The organism is Cupriavidus sp. CPT47-8839-RL05A, assembly GCF_058792255.1.
The window spans coordinates 1-15,344 of record NZ_JBYTEG010000041.1 but is presented as its reverse complement, the minus strand read 5'-3'; the positions used below and the strand labels follow the sequence as shown (position 1 = coordinate 15,344).

General features: G+C 67.4%; 16 protein-coding genes. 9 read left to right on the top strand and 7 right to left on the bottom strand.

What is annotated here, in order from left to right:
- Positions 1-103: 103 nt before the first annotated feature.
- A complete protein-coding gene (locus AC3WVS_RS31135; RefSeq protein WP_011614798.1) occupies positions 104-580 on the bottom strand; it encodes a MarR family winged helix-turn-helix transcriptional regulator in 477 nt (158 codons plus the stop codon).
- Between the two features lie 242 nt (positions 581-822).
- Between AC3WVS_RS31135 and AC3WVS_RS31130 the strand changes: the two genes are divergently transcribed.
- The 4 genes from AC3WVS_RS31130 to AC3WVS_RS31115 are packed head-to-tail and all read left to right on the top strand — an operon-like array spanning position 823 to position 4,022.
- Positions 823-1,710, top strand: a complete 888-nt coding sequence (locus tag AC3WVS_RS31130; RefSeq protein WP_492321722.1) for a DMT family transporter — start codon at positions 823-825, stop codon at positions 1,708-1,710.
- 55 nt (positions 1,711-1,765) lie between these two features.
- Entirely contained in the window at positions 1,766-2,554 is a 789-nt protein-coding gene (locus tag AC3WVS_RS31125; protein ID WP_492321721.1) for an SDR family oxidoreductase, read from the top strand.
- A 57-nt stretch (positions 2,555-2,611) separates the two neighbouring features.
- On the top strand, positions 2,612-3,004 hold the full coding sequence (locus AC3WVS_RS31120; RefSeq protein ID WP_492321720.1) for a methylglyoxal synthase: 393 nt from the start codon (positions 2,612-2,614) through the stop codon (positions 3,002-3,004).
- 40 nt (positions 3,005-3,044) lie between these two features.
- Positions 3,045-4,022, top strand: coding sequence for a quinone oxidoreductase family protein (locus AC3WVS_RS31115; RefSeq protein WP_035819617.1), 978 nt, complete (start codon positions 3,045-3,047; stop codon positions 4,020-4,022).
- 75 nt (positions 4,023-4,097) lie between these two features.
- Here AC3WVS_RS31115 and AC3WVS_RS31110 read toward each other — a convergent pair whose 3' ends face one another.
- The 6 genes from AC3WVS_RS31110 to AC3WVS_RS31085 form a co-directional block, all read right to left on the bottom strand.
- Positions 4,098-4,391, bottom strand: coding sequence for a YkvA family protein (locus tag AC3WVS_RS31110; protein ID WP_492321719.1), 294 nt, complete (start codon positions 4,389-4,391; stop codon positions 4,098-4,100).
- A gap of 197 nt (positions 4,392-4,588) precedes the next feature.
- Entirely contained in the window at positions 4,589-5,734 is a 1,146-nt protein-coding gene (locus AC3WVS_RS31105) for a BMP family ABC transporter substrate-binding protein (RefSeq protein ID WP_492321718.1), read from the bottom strand.
- Positions 5,735-5,793: 59 nt separating this feature from the next.
- Positions 5,794-6,714, bottom strand: coding sequence for an ABC transporter permease (locus tag AC3WVS_RS31100; RefSeq protein WP_010809241.1), 921 nt, complete (start codon positions 6,712-6,714; stop codon positions 5,794-5,796).
- Between the two features lie 18 nt (positions 6,715-6,732).
- Positions 6,733-7,842, bottom strand: a complete 1,110-nt coding sequence (locus tag AC3WVS_RS31095; protein WP_492321717.1) for an ABC transporter permease — start codon at positions 7,840-7,842, stop codon at positions 6,733-6,735.
- The gene (locus AC3WVS_RS31090) at positions 7,835-9,397 is read right to left on the bottom strand and encodes an ABC transporter ATP-binding protein (RefSeq protein ID WP_010809239.1); all 1,563 of its coding nucleotides are present in this window, start codon (positions 9,395-9,397) and stop codon (positions 7,835-7,837) included. The genes AC3WVS_RS31095 and AC3WVS_RS31090 overlap by 8 nt, the downstream gene beginning before the upstream one ends.
- A gap of 315 nt (positions 9,398-9,712) precedes the next feature.
- A complete protein-coding gene (locus tag AC3WVS_RS31085; RefSeq protein WP_492321716.1) occupies positions 9,713-10,645 on the bottom strand; it encodes a pirin family protein in 933 nt (310 codons plus the stop codon).
- Between the two features lie 690 nt (positions 10,646-11,335).
- Here AC3WVS_RS31085 and AC3WVS_RS31080 point away from each other — a divergent pair.
- The 5 genes from AC3WVS_RS31080 to AC3WVS_RS31060 are packed head-to-tail and all read left to right on the top strand — an operon-like array spanning position 11,336 to position 15,244.
- Entirely contained in the window at positions 11,336-12,052 is a 717-nt protein-coding gene (locus AC3WVS_RS31080; protein WP_010809237.1) for an ABC transporter permease, read from the top strand.
- Positions 12,053-12,078: 26 nt separating this feature from the next.
- On the top strand, positions 12,079-13,011 hold the full coding sequence (locus tag AC3WVS_RS31075) for a glycine betaine ABC transporter substrate-binding protein (protein ID WP_492321715.1): 933 nt from the start codon (positions 12,079-12,081) through the stop codon (positions 13,009-13,011).
- A 10-nt stretch (positions 13,012-13,021) separates the two neighbouring features.
- Positions 13,022-13,672, top strand: coding sequence for an ABC transporter permease (locus AC3WVS_RS31070; protein WP_492321714.1), 651 nt, complete (start codon positions 13,022-13,024; stop codon positions 13,670-13,672).
- Complete coding sequence (locus AC3WVS_RS31065; RefSeq protein WP_492321713.1) at positions 13,669-14,832, top strand: osmoprotectant ABC transporter ATP-binding protein OsmV; 1,164 nt, start codon at positions 13,669-13,671, stop codon at positions 14,830-14,832. The genes AC3WVS_RS31070 and AC3WVS_RS31065 overlap by 4 nt, the downstream gene beginning before the upstream one ends.
- Before the next feature lie 40 nt (positions 14,833-14,872).
- Positions 14,873-15,244 carry a hypothetical protein gene (locus tag AC3WVS_RS31060; protein ID WP_010809233.1) on the top strand — a complete coding sequence of 124 codons (372 nt, stop codon included), beginning with the start codon at positions 14,873-14,875 and terminating at the stop codon, positions 15,242-15,244.
- Positions 15,245-15,344: the final 100 nt, after the last annotated feature.

Genomic DNA, 15,344 nt, shown 5'->3' with positions numbered 1-15,344 from the left:
GCTCGGTGTACTTTGCCATGTAAAAACCCCAAAAAGTTGTCTCCAACTTCTGGGGGTCAGTTCAAAGCGGGAGAGGGGAGAAAACCCTCGGCGTCCGTGGACCCTAGACGCCGTTCCCCTCGTCGATCTCACTCATCTTGCGCAGCAGGTAAGTCACCGCCACACGCTCGGCCGGATTCAGGCTGCCGAAGGTCTGCTCCGAGATCTCCTTCGCAAACGGCACGGTCTCGTCGATCAGTGCCAGCCCGTCGGGCGTGACCGTCACCACCACCTTGCGCCGGTCATTGGGATCGTGCGACACCGCAATCAGCTCACGCGACTTCAGCCGGTCGATGATGCCCCGCACCGTGGCCTGGTCGATGGCGGTGGCGCGCACCACCTCGTTCATCGAACACGGCTGGCGGTCCCTGACCGCGCACAGCACCACGAACTGCGCCGCGGTCAGCTGCGAATCCGGGATGGTCTGCTGGAAGATCGCCACATGGCGCTGGTAGGCGCGCCGCAGCAGGTGGCCCACCTGTTCGGTGAAGTCGTAGTCTGCGGCGGTCTTGCCGGAAGGCGGGTCGGAGGGCTGGGGCACGAACCTGGTGCAGTGGGTAAGGTGACCCAGAGTATACCGAGGAAGGGGGCAGGAAAGGTGGCCGGGAAGGTGGCCGGGAAGGTGGCCGGGAAGGTGGCCGGGGCCGCCGGGGTGATGCCCGATGCCATTGCGTCTTTTCGAATACAATCGTCGGGTCGTTTCGCGGGGCCCACGTGCCCGCCCGCTTTCCCCCTGTATTCCCCGTGCCCGCCTCCCAGAAGTCTCTCGCCGCACCTGCCGCGCTGCCGTCGCCGCAGCGCTCGGGCCTTGTCATCGCCGCCGTCGGCGCGGTGCTGTTCTCCGCCAAGGCGATCGTCGCCAAGCTGATGTACCGCTACAACGTCGATGCGGTGATGGTGATCACGCTGCGCATGCTGTTCGCGGTGCCGCTGTTCATGGCGATCGGCTGGTGGCAGTCGCGCCGGCTGGCGCCGCTGTCGTGGGCGGATCGCGGCCGCGTGGTGTTTCTCGGCTTTATCGGCTACTACCTGTCGAGCTTCCTCGATTTCATCGGCCTGCAATACATCACCGCCGGGCTGGAGCGGCTGATCCTGTTCCTGACGCCGTCGTTCGTGCTGCTGGCCACCGCGCTGGTGTTCCGCCGGCCGATCGCCATGCGCCAGTGGCTGTCGCTGCTGCTGGCCTACGCCGGCATCGTGCTGGTATTCGCGCATGACCTGGACATCAGCGGCAGCCAGGTGTGGCTGGGCGGCGCGCTGGTGCTGGGCAGCGCCATGACCTATGGTATCTACCTGATCCTGAGCGGCGAGCTGGTGCGGCGTATCGGCTCGCTGCGGCTGGTGGCGTATGCGATGTGCGTCTCGACCGCCTGCTGCGTGATCCAGTACCTGGTGCTGGGCCGGCCGGTGGCGGAATTGGCGCAGCCGGCTCCGGTGATGTGGCTGTCACTCGTCAATGCGGTGTTCTGCACCGTGCTGCCGGTGTCGCTGACCATGGTGGCGGTGTCGCGCATCGGCGCGCCGATGGCGTCGCAGGCGGGCATGATCGGCCCGGTGTCGACCCTGTTCCTGGCCTTCTGGCTGCTGGGCGAGCCCATCAGCGGCGTGCAGCTGGCCGGCAGCGCGCTGGTGATGGGCGGCATGTATTTGCTGTCGGCAAGAAAGACGTGATTCCGGGCCGGCCCCGGGGCTGGCCCGCCAAAGACAACAGACAAAGGAGAAGGACATGGATCTGGGACTGCGCGGCAAGCATGCGCTGGTATGCGGCGCCAGCAAGGGCCTGGGCTTTGCCTGCGCCGACGCGCTGGCGGCCGAGGGCGTCGACGTGGTGATCGTGGCGCGCGGCGCCGAGGCGCTGGAGAAGGCCGCCGCCGGCCTGCGCGCGCGCCATGGCCGCCGCGTGATCGCGGTGGCGACCGACATCACCACGCCCGAAGGCCGCAAGGCGGCGCTGGACGCGGTGGCCAAGCTGGGCGATCTCGACATCCTGGTGAACAACGCCGGAGGCCCGCCGCCGGGCAACTTCCGCGACTGGGAGCGCAGCGACTGGCTGGCCGCGCTCGACGCCAACATGCTGACCCCGATCGAGCTGATCAAGGCCACCGTCGACGGCATGATCGCGCGCCAGTGGGGCCGCATCATCAATATCACCAGCGGCGCGGTCAAGGCGCCGATCGATGTGCTGGGCCTGTCTAATGGCGCGCGCTCGGGCCTGACCGGCTTTGTCGCGGGCGTGGCGCGCGAAGTGGCGCAGCACGGCGTGACCATCAACAACCTGCTGCCGGGCCCGTTCAACACCGACCGCCTGCTCAAGACCATGGAAGGCGGGGCCAAGAAGGCTGGCCTGAGCGTCGATGAGGTGGCGCAGCGCCGCGCCGCGGCGAACCCGTCGCGCCGCTTCGGCGAGCCGGCCGAGTTCGGCGCCACCTGCGCCTTCCTGTGCAGCCGTCATGCCGGCTACATCACCGGGCAGAACATCCTGCTCGATGGCGGCGCCTATCCGGGCACCTTCTGATCCCGCTGCTTTCTCCTGTTTCCTGACGTTCACCGACCCCGCAACAAGGAACCCCTGATGACTCGCCCCCGCATCGCGCTGATCGCCCATGACCACAAGAAGGACGACATCGTCGCCTTCGCCACGCGCCACCGCGCCTTCCTTTCGCAGTGCGAGCTGCTGGCCACCGGCACCACCGGCGGGCGCCTGATCGACGAGGTCGGGCTGGAGGTGACGCGCATGCTGTCGGGGCCGTGGGGCGGCGACCTGCAGATCGGCGCGCAACTGGCCGTAGGCCTGGTGCGCGCCGTGGTGTTCCTGCGCGACCCGATGACGCCGCAGCCGCATGAACCCGATATCAACGCGCTGGTGCGTGCCTGCGACGTGCACAACGTGCCGTGTGCCACCAACGTGGCCACTGCCGAGCTGTTGATCGCCGGGCTGACGCGCGAGGCTGAAGCCGGCAACTGAATTCCCACCGATACAACACCATAGCGAAGGAGCGACACAGATGAGCAAAGCCATCCGGATCGAGCAAACCGGCGGTCCCGAAGTCATGCAGTGGGTCGATGTCGAAGTGGGCGAGCCCGGCCCCGGCCAGGTGCGCGTGCGCCATGAGGCGGTGGGCCTGAACTACATCGATGTCTATTTCCGCACCGGGCTGTACAAGCAGCCGCTGCCGGGCGGGCTGGGCATGGAAGGCGCCGGCGTGGTCGAAGCGGTGGGCGAGGATGTGCGCCACGTCGCCGTGGGCGACCGCGTGGCCTACGCCGGCCGTCCCACCGGCGCCTACGCGCAGGTGCGCGTGATGCCGGCCGATATCGTGGTGCGGCTGCCCGACGCGATCCCGTTCGACACCGCCGCGGCGATGATGCTGCAGGGCCTGACCGCGCAGTACCTGATCCGCGACAGCTACAAGGTGCAGCCGGGCGACACGGTGCTGCTGCATGCCGCCGCCGGCGGCGTCGGCCTGATTGCCAGCCAGTGGCTCAAGGCGCTCGGCGTGACCGTGATCGGCACCGTCGGCAGCGACGAGAAGGCCGAACTGGCACGCGCCAACGGCTGCGCCCACACCATCGTCTACACGCGTGAGTCGTTCGTGGAACGGGTCAGGGAGATCACCAACGGCAAGGGCGTGCCGGCGGTCTATGACTCGATCGGCAAGGACACATTCCAGGGCTCGCTCGACTGCCTGGCGCCGCGCGGCACCATGGTCAGCTTCGGCAACGCCTCGGGTCCGGTGCCGCCGTTTGACCTGTCGGTGCTGGGCAACAAGGGCTCGCTGCGGCTGACGCGGCCGACACTGATGACCTACGTGGTGCACCGCGAACTGCTGGAGCCGATGGTGGCCGACCTGTTCGACGCCGTGGCCACCGGCAAGGTGAAGATCGATATCCGCCAGCGCTACGCGCTGTCGGAGGTGGCGCAGGCGCACCGCGACCTGGAATCGCGCAAGACCACGGGCTCGACCATCCTGCTGCCGAACTGAGCAACAGCCAGCCAGGCAAGCAAAAGCCCCGGGGCGGCAGGCGCTGCCCCGGGGCTTTGTCGTTGAGCGATGCCGTCAGTGCGGCCGGACCGTGGTGGCGGTGGCGCGCGTCTGCGCCTGGCGCAGGATATGCGGCGGCAGGCGCTTCAGGATCAGGTGCACCGCCAGTGGAATCAGCACCACGTCATCGACAATGCCCAGGCCCGCGACCACGTCGGGGATCAGGTCGATCGGCGAGATTGCGTAGAGCAGCAGCCCGATGGCGGCGGGCTTGAGCCAGGCCGGCGCGTCCGGATGGCGCAGCGCGTACCAGAACAGGCGGCCGTCGCGGCGAACCAGCGTCCACAGGGCCGAAAATCGCTTCCACATGAGAGGCCTCCTTCACATAGCGCGCCGGTCACTGGCGCATGCACAGATAGCTTGGGCCGTTATCGGCGGCTTCAAGTTCCGGAGGTGCAGGGAGATGCCTTGGGGATAGCCAAGGCTGGCGGTTTGCTCCCCTCTCCCGCTGAGGGGAGAGGGAGAACACCTTGCTTGGGCAAGCTCGGGCGGCTCTGGTGCACCAATCAGCCCGGGATCTTGCCTTCCACGCCTTCGACGTAGAACTTCACGCCATGCAGGAAGCCGTCGTCGGCCACCTGGTCCTTGGCCAGCTGTTCCTTGCCGGTGTTGTCCTTGATCGGACCCTTCCAGATCGGCGCGCTGCCGTCGGCGATGCCCTTCTTGCGCTCTTCGACCAGCGCCTTGACGTCAGCCGGCACATCGGCGTTGAAGCTCTTCAGGTCGATCATGCCTTCCTTCAGGCCCCACCACGTGGTGCTGTTCTTCCACTGCTTGTTCAGCACGTCTTCCACCACCTTGTTGTAGTAGACGCCCCACGAGATCACCGACGCGGCCAGATGGGCCTTGTCGCCGAACTTGCTCATGTCGCTGTCCCAGCCGAAGGCGTGCACGCCCTTTTCCTGCGCGGTCTGCACCACGGCGGCGGAGTCGGTGTTCTGCATCAGCATGTCGACGCCCTGGCCGGTCAGCGTGGTGGCGGCTTCGCGCTCCTTGCCCGGATCGAACCACTTGTTGACCCACACCACCTTGACCGTGGCCTTGGGGTTGACGCTGCGCGCGCCCAGCGTGAACGAGTCGATATTGCGGATCACCTCGGGGATGGGCACCGATGCCACCACGCCCATCTTGCCGGTCTTGCTCATCTTGCCCGCGACCACGCCCGCCAGGTAGGCGCCTTCATAAGTGCGCACGTCGTACTGGGCCAGGTTCTCGGCGGTCTTGAAGCCGGTGGCGTGCTCGAACTTCACGTCCGGGAATTCCTTGGCGACCTTGAGCATCGACTCCATGTAGCCGAAGGTGGTGCCGAAGATCAGCTTGTTGCCCTGGCTGGCCAGGTCGCGGAACACGCGCTCGGCGTCGGCCGCGGATTCGGGCACGTTCTCGACGAAGGTGGTCTTGACCTTGTCGCCGAACTTCTCTTCCACGGCCTTGCGGCCGTTGTCATGCGCGAAGGTCCAGCCGGCATCGCCGACCGGCCCGATATAGACGAAGGCGACCTTGAGCGGCTCGGCCTTCTGCTCGGCCACGGGCGCGGAGGCCGCGCCCGCCGTCTCGGCAGGCTTGTCGGCCTCTTTCTTGCCGCAGCCCGCGAGGGCCAGCAAGGCGGTGGCGGCCAGGGCCGCCAGGGTCTTCCTGCGCGTGACGATCATGATTTCTCCTTGTGATGAATTGTTGGTAGCTCAGGGATTTCCGTCAAAAAACTCGAGGCTCAGGCATTGCCGGGCCGGAAGGGCTTGCCCAGCGAGGCCGGCATGTTCAGCCGGATCCAGGCCGGGTTGCGCGAGATCAGCGCCAGCACCACGATGGTGGCCGCGTAGGGCAGCATCGACAGGAACTGCGACGGCACCGACACGCCGATCCCTTGCAGGTAGAACTGCAGGATGGTCACGCCGCCGAACAGCCACGCGCCCACCAGCACGCGGCCCGGGCGCCAGGTGGCGAAGGTGGTCAGCGCCAGCGCGATCCAGCCGCGGCCGGCGACCAGGTTCTCGACCCACATCGGCGTGTACACCAGTGACAGGTAGGCGCCGGCCAGCCCGCAGCAGGCACCGCCGAACAGCAGCGCGCCAAAGCGGATGGTGCGCACCGGGTAGCCCAGCGCGTGCGCCGATTCGGGCGCTTCGCCGATCGCGCGCAAGGTCAGCCCCGCGCGCGTGCGGAACAGGAACCACATGATGGCAAAGCACAGCAGCAGGCTGAAATACACCATCCAGTGATGCTGGAAGAAGGCCGGCCCGAAGAAGGGCAGGTCGGCCAGGCCGGGCACGGCCTTGGCCTGCGCCGGCATGGCGAAGCCGACAAAGCGCTGGCCCATGAAGGCCGACAGGCCGGTGCCGAAGATCGACAGCGCCAGGCCGGTGGCGACCTGGTTGGTGGCCAGTACCAGCGCCAGCCACGAGAACAGCGTAGCCATCAGCATGCCGGCGAGCGCGCCGGCGGCAAAGCCGAGCAGCGGCGACTGGGTCTGGTAGCCGACCATGAAGCCGGCCACCGCGGCCACCAGCATCATGCCTTCGGCGCCGAGGTTGAGCACGCCCGAGCGCTCGTTGATCAGCAGGCCCAGCGCGGCCAGCAGCAGCGGCGTGCCGGCGTTGATGGCGGTGGCGATAAGGGGAGCGAGTTGTTCCATATTGTTCTGTAGCTCCGCTCAGGCCGTGGTGGCGCGCCAGCGCAGGCGGTTTTCGATCAGCGTGTCGCAGGCCAGCAGGAAGAACAGCAGCATGCCCTGGAACACCCAGCCAATGGCCGACGGCAGGCCCAGGCGCGATTGCGCCATCTCGCCGCCGATATAGAACAGCGACATCATGATGCCGCCGAAGACCGTGCCGACCGGATGCAGCCGGCCGATAAAGGCGACGATGATGGCGGTGAAGCCGTAGCCCGGCGAGATCGACGGCAGCAGCTGGCCGATCGGGCCGGTCACTTCGAACGCGCCCGCCAGGCCCGCGGTGGCGCCCGAGATCAGCAGTGCGCTCCACAGCGCGCTGCGCGCCGAGAAACCCGCGTAGCGCGCCGCCGCCGGCGCGGTGCCGCCCACCTGCAGGCGGTAGCCGGCAAAGCTGCGGAACACGAACACGGTCATCACTGCCACCAGCACCAGCATCACGGCAAAGCCGGCATGCAGGCGCGAGCCCGACATCAGGTTGGGCAGCAGGTACTCGGACGAGAACACCTTCGACTGCGGGAAGTTCATGCCGTTGGGATCCTTCAGCGGCCCGTTGACCACCCACAGCAGCAGCTGCTGCGCGATATAGGTGAGCATCAGCGAGACCAGGATCTCGTTGGCGTTGAACCTGTCCTTGAGCACCGCCGTGAGCGAGGCCCACAGCATGCCGCCGACCATGCCGGCGAGTGAGGCCAGCACCAGCACCACGGTGCCGTTCATGGCCTGGCCCGGCACATCGAAGTAAAGCACGGTGGCGCCGGCGCAGATGCCGCCGGCAATCAGCTGCCCGTCGGCGCCGATATTCCACACGTTGGCGCGGTAGCACACCGACAGGCCGAGTGCGCACAGCACCAGCGGCACGGTCTTGAGCAGCACCTCGCCGATGGCGCGCTGGTCGCGCAGCGGATCGGCCAGGAAGACCTTGAGCGCGGCCACGGGGTCCTTGCCGAGCACCAGGAACAGCAGCGCGCCGAACAGGAGCGTCAGCGCCAGTGCGATCACCGGCGAGGCATAGGCCATGGTGCGCGAGGGCAGGCCACGCGGCGCCAGCGAGAGGGGGGAGCGGGGCAGCAGTTGTCGCACATCAGCCATGGCTTGCCACCTCCGCGCCGGATTGCGCCTGGGCGGGCCCGCCTTGCCACAGTCCGCTCATCCACAGGCCGATCTGCTCGCGCGTCGCGGTCTCGGCAGGCACCGAAGGCGACAAGCGGCCCTTGGCGATCACGTGCAGCCGGTCGCAGATCGCGAACAGCTCATCGAGCTCTTCCGACACCACCAGGATGGCGCAGCCGGTGGCCTTCAGCGCCAGGATCTCGTTGTGGATCTGCGCCGCGGCGCCAACGTCCACGCCCCAGGTCGGTTGCGCCACGATCAGTACCTTAGGGCCGCTTTCGATCTCGCGGCCGACAATGAATTTCTGCAGGTTGCCGCCCGACAGGCTGCGCGCCAGCGCGTGCGGCCCGCTGGCCTTGACGCGGAAGCGGCTGATCACGGCCGAAGCCAGCCCGGTGGCCGCGCCGGGAGAAATCATGCCTTGCCGCACATAGGGTGGCGTCTGGTGCGACAGCAGGATATTGGTCGCCAGGCTCATGCCCGGCACCGCGCCGCGGCCCAGGCGCTCTTCCGGCACGAAGGCCAGGCCCGCGCGCCGGCGCTGGCGCGCATCGAGCCGGCCGACTGGCTTGCCGCCGAGCTGCACCGACATGTTGTCTGCGCGTGTGTCTTCACCGGACAGCGCGGCCAGCAGCTCCTGCTGCCCGTTGCCGGACACGCCGGCAATGCCGACGATCTCGCCGGCGTGGACATCCAGCGAGATCCGGCTCAGCTCGGTGGCGAAGGCATGCGCGCGCGGCAGCGACAGGCCCTGCACGCTGAGCCGCACCGGGCCGCGCTCGGCAGCCACGCGCGTCTCGCGCGGGGGCTCGCCGCCGATCATCAGCCGCGACAGCGAGGCCGCGGTTTCCTGGCGCGGATCGCACACGCCGGTGACCTTGCCCATGCGCATCACGGTGGCCTGATGGCACAGCGCGCGGATCTCGTCGAGCTTGTGGCTGATGTAGAGGATGCTGGTGCCTTCGGCGGCCAGCTGGCGCAGCGTGACGAAGAGCGTTTCCACTGCCTGCGGGGTCAGCACCGAGGTGGGCTCGTCCAGGATCAGCAACTGCGGATTGGCCAGCAGCGCGCGCACGATCTCCACGCGCTGGCGCTCGCCGACCGACAGCGTATGCACATGGCGGTTCGGCTCCAGCGGCAGTCCGTAGCGCTCGGCAGTGGCGCGGATGCGCTCGGCCAGCTGCTTCATGTTGCCTTGCTGTCCGGCGGGCAGGCCGAGTGCGATGTTCTCGGTCACGGTCAGCGTGTCGAACAGCGAGAAATGCTGGAACACCATGGCGATGCCCAGGTTGCGGGCGTCGTGCGGACTGTTGATGGTGACCGGCGCCCCGTTGAAGTGCATCTCGCCGGCATCCGGACGGACCGCGCCAAAGATAATCTTCATCAGGGTGGATTTGCCTGCGCCGTTTTCACCCAGCACGGCATGGATCTCGCCGGGGGCGACGCTGAGGCTGACGTCGTCATTGGCGACGACGCCCGGGTAGCGCTTGCTGATATGGGCCAGCGCCAGCCTGGGAGGGAGTTGTGATGTCACTGAGGCGGCTCGGGTTGTTGTGATGGCAGCAACGTGGGATGAGTCAACAGCGCGGCAGTGCGTGGCGCAGCATCGCCGCGACGCATTGCAGCATTCATCATGGTTTGGTGATGCCCGATATTGGTGATGGATTATATAAGTGACAGGACACCGGGCGGGCCGATTCCGGCGTCATTCCAGTCCCTGCAACGGTTTGGGGGTGGTTGCAAGTCGCGTGCCGGCCACAGCACGAAAAAAAGCCGCCGGCCCCTTGCGGAGCCAGCGGCTGGACTGGAGCAGCGGCGGGCGGCCAGGGCGGCCCCCCGCCGGCAGGGCTCAGGCGCCGGTGGTGGCGGCGCTGGTGGCGAAGCGCCCGTCGCGGAAATCCGCCAGGGTCTGGTAGATCTGCTCCTGCGTGTTCATCACGAACGGCCCGTACTGCGCGATCGGCTCGTTCAGCGGCTGGCCTGCGATCAGCAGGAAGCGCGCGTCGGCTTCGGCCCTGACGATGACGCCGTCAGACTGGCCGGCGTTGTCCAGCACGCCCATGCGCTGGGCCTCGATCACGGCGCGGTCGTCGCCGCTGCCGATCGAAACCTCGCCCCGGTACACGTAGACGAACGCGTTGTGCCCGGCCGGCAGCGCCTGCGCAAAGGTCTGGCCGGCCGGCAGGTGCACGTCCAGGTAGACCGGCTCGGTCACCGGGCGCGTGATCGCGCCGGCCACGCCGTGCGTGGCGCCCGCCAGCACGCGCACCGTGACGCCGTGGTCCAGCGCCACCGTCGGGATCTCGGCGGCGGGCAGGTCGCGGTACCACGGCGCGGTCATCTTGTCCGCGGCCGGCAGGTTCAGCCACAGCTGGAAGCCTTCCATGCGGCCGTCTTCCTGCTCGGGCATTTCCGAGTGGACCACGCCTGCGCCCGCCACCATCCACTGCGCGCCGCCGTTCTGCAGCAGCCCCTCGTTGCCGGCGCTGTCGCGATGGCGCATGCGCCCGGCCAGCATGTAGGTGATGGTCTCGAAGCCGCGGTGCGGGTGATCGGGGAAGCCGCCGATGTAGTCGTCCTTGCTGTCGGTGCCGAAGGCATCGAGCATCAGGAACGGGTCCAGCCGGCGCTGCAGGTTCTGCGTCAGCACGCGGGTCAGCTTGACGCCGGCGCCGTCCGAGGTGGCGATGCCCCGCACCACGCGGTCCACGGCGCGCGAGCGCTGCACGGTTTCGGCGGCGGCGGCGGGAACGGTGGCGAAGGTGGTGGCAAGGGTGTCCATGTCTTTCTCCAGTGGGCGGGTTCCGCGCGGCAATGGCCGGGCCGGTTTCCCGTCGTTTCAGCTACCTCGTCAATTTAGTGTTTTGGCGCGGAAAGAGTAGAGGGTCGCCGGGCAACAGATTGTTCTGCTGGCGTACCAACTGGCTGTCCGGTTTCCGCGATTTCAGAACGATCCGGGAAGTCTCCATGTGTCGGCTAATGCACGACCGAACATGCCGTCCTACTGCCGCCAGTTCGCGCAAGATCGGCGCAGGAAGGTCGGAAAAATGCGGGAAGATGACAGGATCGATGAAGATCGCTATAATAGCGCTCTCTTTGTCATCCGTTGAGGCGAGATGCGGGGGTATCAAAACCTCGCCAGCCCTTGCCAGTCAACGGCCGATGGACCGGCGGCGCGTCGGAAAACTTCAATATTTGCGCTGCCACTGGCCAATCGATCGCAAACAACTTTGCGTCGCCGGTTGCGCCGCTTCAGGGACTGCCAATTCAACCCGGCATCCCGTCAATCGGACTTCCCGCCCACGGCGGAGGAATCCACAGACCGTCCGCCGGCAATCGTGCCGGTCATGGCGGCAATGCAATCTGAACCGGGACTGGTGGCGCCCTATCTCCGCACGCACCAGCCCATATTGTTTTCCATCGCCGGGAAGTGGCGTGCTGCGCGCTTTTCGGTTTCGGAAAAGGGGAGAGTATGTCAAAGCAATCGGCACGGGCCTTCGCCTGGGCAGGACTGACGCTGGCCGCGCTGGCTGCACTGGTGGCATGGATCGGCGTCGATGTGATTCGCCAGTACCAGGAGCGCCTGCTCTACGACGTGGCCGACCACCTGCGCCTGGTGGTGCTGTCCATGACGCTGGCGCTGGCCACCGGCATCCCGGCCGGCATCGCGCTGAGCCGCCCGTGCATGCGCCGCTGGGCCGACCGCCTGATGCAGGTCTTCAACGTGGGCAATACCGTGCCGTCGCTGGCGGTGCTGGCGCTGGCCCTGGCCGTGCTCGGCATCGGCGAGCGGCCCGCCATCCTGGCGCTGTGGCTGGCCTCGCTGCTGCCGATCGTGCGCAACACCTACGAAGGCCTGCGCAATGTCTCGCCCACGCTGCTGGAAGCGGCGCGTGGCATCGGCATGACGCCGGTGCAGCGCCTGGTGCGCGTGGAACTGCCCAACGCGCTGCCGGTGATGCTGGCCGGCATCCGCATCGCCCTGGTCATCAACGTGGGCACGGTGCCGCTGTCCTTCCTGATCGGTGCCAACAGCCTGGGCGAGCTGATCTTCCCGGGCATCTACCTGAACAACCAGCCGCTGCTGCTGCTGGGCGCTGCCGCCACGGCGCTGCTGGCGCTGGCCCTGGACGCACTCTTTGCCGCCGCCGGCCAGCTGTATCTGCGCCGGCGCGGGCTGGCGCGCTGAACATGGGGACCGAAATGGAAAACCAGATGCAATTCATCCGCCGCCGCGCCCGGCGCGTCGCCCTGGTGGTGGCTGCCGTCACCGCTTTTGCGGCGGGCCTGGCGCTGGCCACTGCGCCTGAAGCCCATGCCGAGGCCACGCCGATCCGCGTGGGCGGCAAGAACTTCACCGAGCAGCTGCTGCTGTCGTCGATGACTTCGAAATACCTGCGCGCCAAGGGCCTCACCACCGAACTGACCGCCGGCCTGGGCAGCACGCTGATGCGCCAGGCGATGGAGAGCAACCAGCTCGACGTGGTGTGGGACTACACCGGCACCGCGCTGATCGTGTTCAACAAGGTCCAGGAAAAACTCGGCGCCAGGGAAAGCTACGAGCGCGTCAAGCAGATGGACGGCGCGCGCGGGCTGGTGTGGCTCGATGCCTCGAACATCAACAACACCTATGCGTTGGCGATGCCGAAGGAACGCGCGGCCAGCGGCGTGACCACGCTGTCGGGCTTTGCCGAGCAGATGCGCCGCGCCGGCCCCGACGCCAGTCATCCGTTCGCGGTCGACATGGAATTCGCTGCGCGCCCGGACGGCCTGGAGCCGCTCAAGGCGCTGTACAAGCTGCCGTTCTCGCGCCGCGACGTGATCCAGCTCGACCCGGGCCTGGTCTACACCGCACTGAAGAACAACCAGGTGGAGCTGGGCCTGGTCTATGCGACCGACGGCCGCGTCAAGGGCTTCGACCTGGTGCTGCTGGAAGACGACCTGCATTTCTTCCCGCCGTACAACGCGGTGCCGGTGGTGCGCAAGCCGGTGCTCGACAAGCATCCGGAACTGGCCGGCCTGCTCAATGCACTCGCTGCCAAGCTCGACAACGAGAGCATGACCGACATGAACTACAAGGTGGACATCGGCCAGCAGCCGGTGGACAAGGTCGCGGAGGACTTCCTGCGCAGCCACGGACTGATCTGAGGGAGGCCGCATGGACTTGTTCTCTTACCTGCAGCACAGCTGGCCCACGCTGCTGAAAATGACCGGCGAGCACCTGGCGCTGGTGGGCTCGGCAGTGGGGCTGGCGATCCTGATCGGGGTGCCGCTGGGCATCGTGATCACGCGCTTCCGCGCGCTGGCCACGCCGCTGCTGGCGCTGGCGACGATCGTGCTGACGCTGCCGTCGATCGCGCTGTTCGGGCTGATGATCCCGATCTTCGCGCGCTTCGGCCATGCGCTTGGCTACGTGCCCGCGGTGACGGCGGTGTTCCTGTACTCGCTGCTGCCGATCATGCGCAACACCTACACCGCGCTGGCCAATGTCGACCCCGGCATCCAGGAAGCGGGACGCGGCATCGGCATGACCGCCTGGCAACGCATGCGGCTGGTGGACCTGCCGCTGGCGGTGCCGGTGATCCTCGGCGGCGTGCGTACCGCCGTGGTGATGAATATCGGGGTTGCCACCATTGCCGCCATCATCGGCGCGGGTGGCCTTGGGGTGCTGATCCTGCAGGCGATCAGCCAGAGCAACATGAGCAAGCTGGCCGTGGGCGCGGTCCTGGTCAGCCTGCTCGCCATCGTGGCGGACGCCTTCCTGCAGTGGTTGCAGCGGGCACTGACGCCAAAGGGAATCCGCACATGATCGAACTCGACCAACTCACCAAGTCCTTCCCGCAGAAAGACGGCACCGAAACGCGCGCCGTCGACGCCGTGTCGCTGACGGTGCCGCGCGGTGAGATCTGCGTCTTCCTCGGCCCCTCGGGCTGCGGCAAGACCACCACGCTGAAGATGATCAACCGGCTGATCGAGCCGACCTCGGGCACGGTGCGCATCGAGGGCGAGGATACGCGCGGCCTTGACGGCGTGACCCTGCGCCGCAAGATCGGCTACGTAATCCAGCAGATCGGCCTGTTCCCCAACATGACCATCGAAGAGAACATCATGGTGGTGCCGCGCCTGCTGGGCTGGGACAAGAAGCAGTGCCGCGAGCGCGCGCGTGAACTGATGGCGATGGTGCAGCTCGATCCCAACCTGATGCTCAGCCGCTACCCGCGCGAGCTGTCAGGCGGGCAGCAGCAGCGCATCGGCGTGATCCGTGCGCTGGCGGCGGATGCGCCGCTGCTGCTGATGGACGAGCCCTTCGGTGCGGTCGACCCGATCAACCGCGAGAGCATCCAGAACGAATTCCTGCAGATGCAGCGCCAGCTCGGCAAGACCGTGATCATGGTCTCGCACGATATCGACGAAGCGATCAAGCTGGCCGACAAGGTCGCGGTGTTCCGCCGCGGCAAGCTGGTGCAGTTCGACCACCCCGACGCGCTGCTGGCGCATCCGGCCGATGAGTTCGTGCAGGCCTTCGTCGGCCACGACAACACCCTCAAGCGCCTGCTGCTGGTACGCGCCGGCGACGCTGCCACCATGCCGCCGAGCTGCCGCCCCGACATGCCGCTGGCCGAAGCGCTGGGCGTGATGGACGATGCCGACGTGCGCCACCTGCCGGTGGTGGACGACGCCCAGGTCGCGCTGGGCTATGTCACGCGCCGCGATGCGCGCTCCGGCAAGGGGCAGTGCAGTGATGTGATGCGCCCGTTCGCCGTCACCGCGGCCTTCGACGAGCACCTGCGCATCGTGCTGTCGCGCATGTACCAGCACAACACCAGCTGGCTGCCGGTGATGGGCGCTGACGGCGCCTACCTGGGCGAGGTCACGCAGGAATCGATCGCCGGGTACCTGAGCTCGGGACGTTCGCGCGGGCAGGCCGGGGGGCTGGCCGCCTCCGCGCCGCTGCAGGCGGCGGCCTGAGCCAGCGGCAGGGCGGCGGCATCCGCGCTATGCTAGGTGCATGCTCCGCTATTGCCGCTCGCCCTTGTGCCTGGTCGTCGAAACCCGCTGGCTGATACCGCGCGGGTTTGACGGCTTCACGCCCGGTCCGCTGATCCTGCTGCGCCCCGGCGCCAGCCAGGCGCTGATCGAGCATGAGAAGGTGCATGTGCGCCAGTTCTGGCGCAGCTGGGGCCTGATGGGCGTGCTCTACCTGGCCAGCCGGCGCTGGCGCCTGCGCTATGAAGTGGAGGCCTACCGCGAACAACTGCGGCACAGCCCGCCGGGCGCGGCGCATGGCCTGGCGCGCGTGCTGGCGTGCAAGTACCGGCTCAGGATTTCAGAAGCCGAGGCGTACCGTCTGCTGACGCAAGACCTGCACGGCGATCTCTAATGAAAAACGGCCCGCACCAGTTATGAACTGACCCCGTAAAGTTGGACGGGTAAGTTAGGCCGCCAAGGGCTGAGTCCTGTATTGCACGGGGCTCAGCCCT

What these genes read in the sequence shown, in the direction of transcription:
- AC3WVS_RS31120 (WP_492321720.1), top strand. Translation starts at nt 2,612, where the DNA reads ATGACTCGCCCCCGCATCGCGCTGATCGCCCATGACCACAAGAAGGAC.
- AC3WVS_RS31065 (WP_492321713.1), top strand. Translation starts at nt 13,669, where the DNA reads ATGATCGAACTCGACCAACTCACCAAGTCCTTCCCGCAGAAAGACGGC.
- AC3WVS_RS31075 (WP_492321715.1), top strand. Translation starts at nt 12,079, where the DNA reads ATGCAATTCATCCGCCGCCGCGCCCGGCGCGTCGCCCTGGTGGTGGCT.
- AC3WVS_RS31115 (WP_035819617.1), top strand. Translation starts at nt 3,045, where the DNA reads ATGAGCAAAGCCATCCGGATCGAGCAAACCGGCGGTCCCGAAGTCATG.
- AC3WVS_RS31085 (WP_492321716.1), bottom strand. Translation starts at nt 10,645, where the DNA reads ATGGACACCCTTGCCACCACCTTCGCCACCGTTCCCGCCGCCGCCGCC.
- AC3WVS_RS31125 (WP_492321721.1), top strand. Translation starts at nt 1,766, where the DNA reads ATGGATCTGGGACTGCGCGGCAAGCATGCGCTGGTATGCGGCGCCAGC.
- AC3WVS_RS31060 (WP_010809233.1), top strand. Translation starts at nt 14,873, where the DNA reads ATGCTCCGCTATTGCCGCTCGCCCTTGTGCCTGGTCGTCGAAACCCGC.
- AC3WVS_RS31080 (WP_010809237.1), top strand. Translation starts at nt 11,336, where the DNA reads ATGTCAAAGCAATCGGCACGGGCCTTCGCCTGGGCAGGACTGACGCTG.
- AC3WVS_RS31095 (WP_492321717.1), bottom strand. Translation starts at nt 7,842, where the DNA reads ATGGCTGATGTGCGACAACTGCTGCCCCGCTCCCCCCTCTCGCTGGCG.
- AC3WVS_RS31105 (WP_492321718.1), bottom strand. Translation starts at nt 5,734, where the DNA reads ATGATCGTCACGCGCAGGAAGACCCTGGCGGCCCTGGCCGCCACCGCC.
- AC3WVS_RS31100 (WP_010809241.1), bottom strand. Translation starts at nt 6,714, where the DNA reads ATGGAACAACTCGCTCCCCTTATCGCCACCGCCATCAACGCCGGCACG.
- AC3WVS_RS31070 (WP_492321714.1), top strand. Translation starts at nt 13,022, where the DNA reads ATGGACTTGTTCTCTTACCTGCAGCACAGCTGGCCCACGCTGCTGAAA.
- AC3WVS_RS31110 (WP_492321719.1), bottom strand. Translation starts at nt 4,391, where the DNA reads ATGTGGAAGCGATTTTCGGCCCTGTGGACGCTGGTTCGCCGCGACGGC.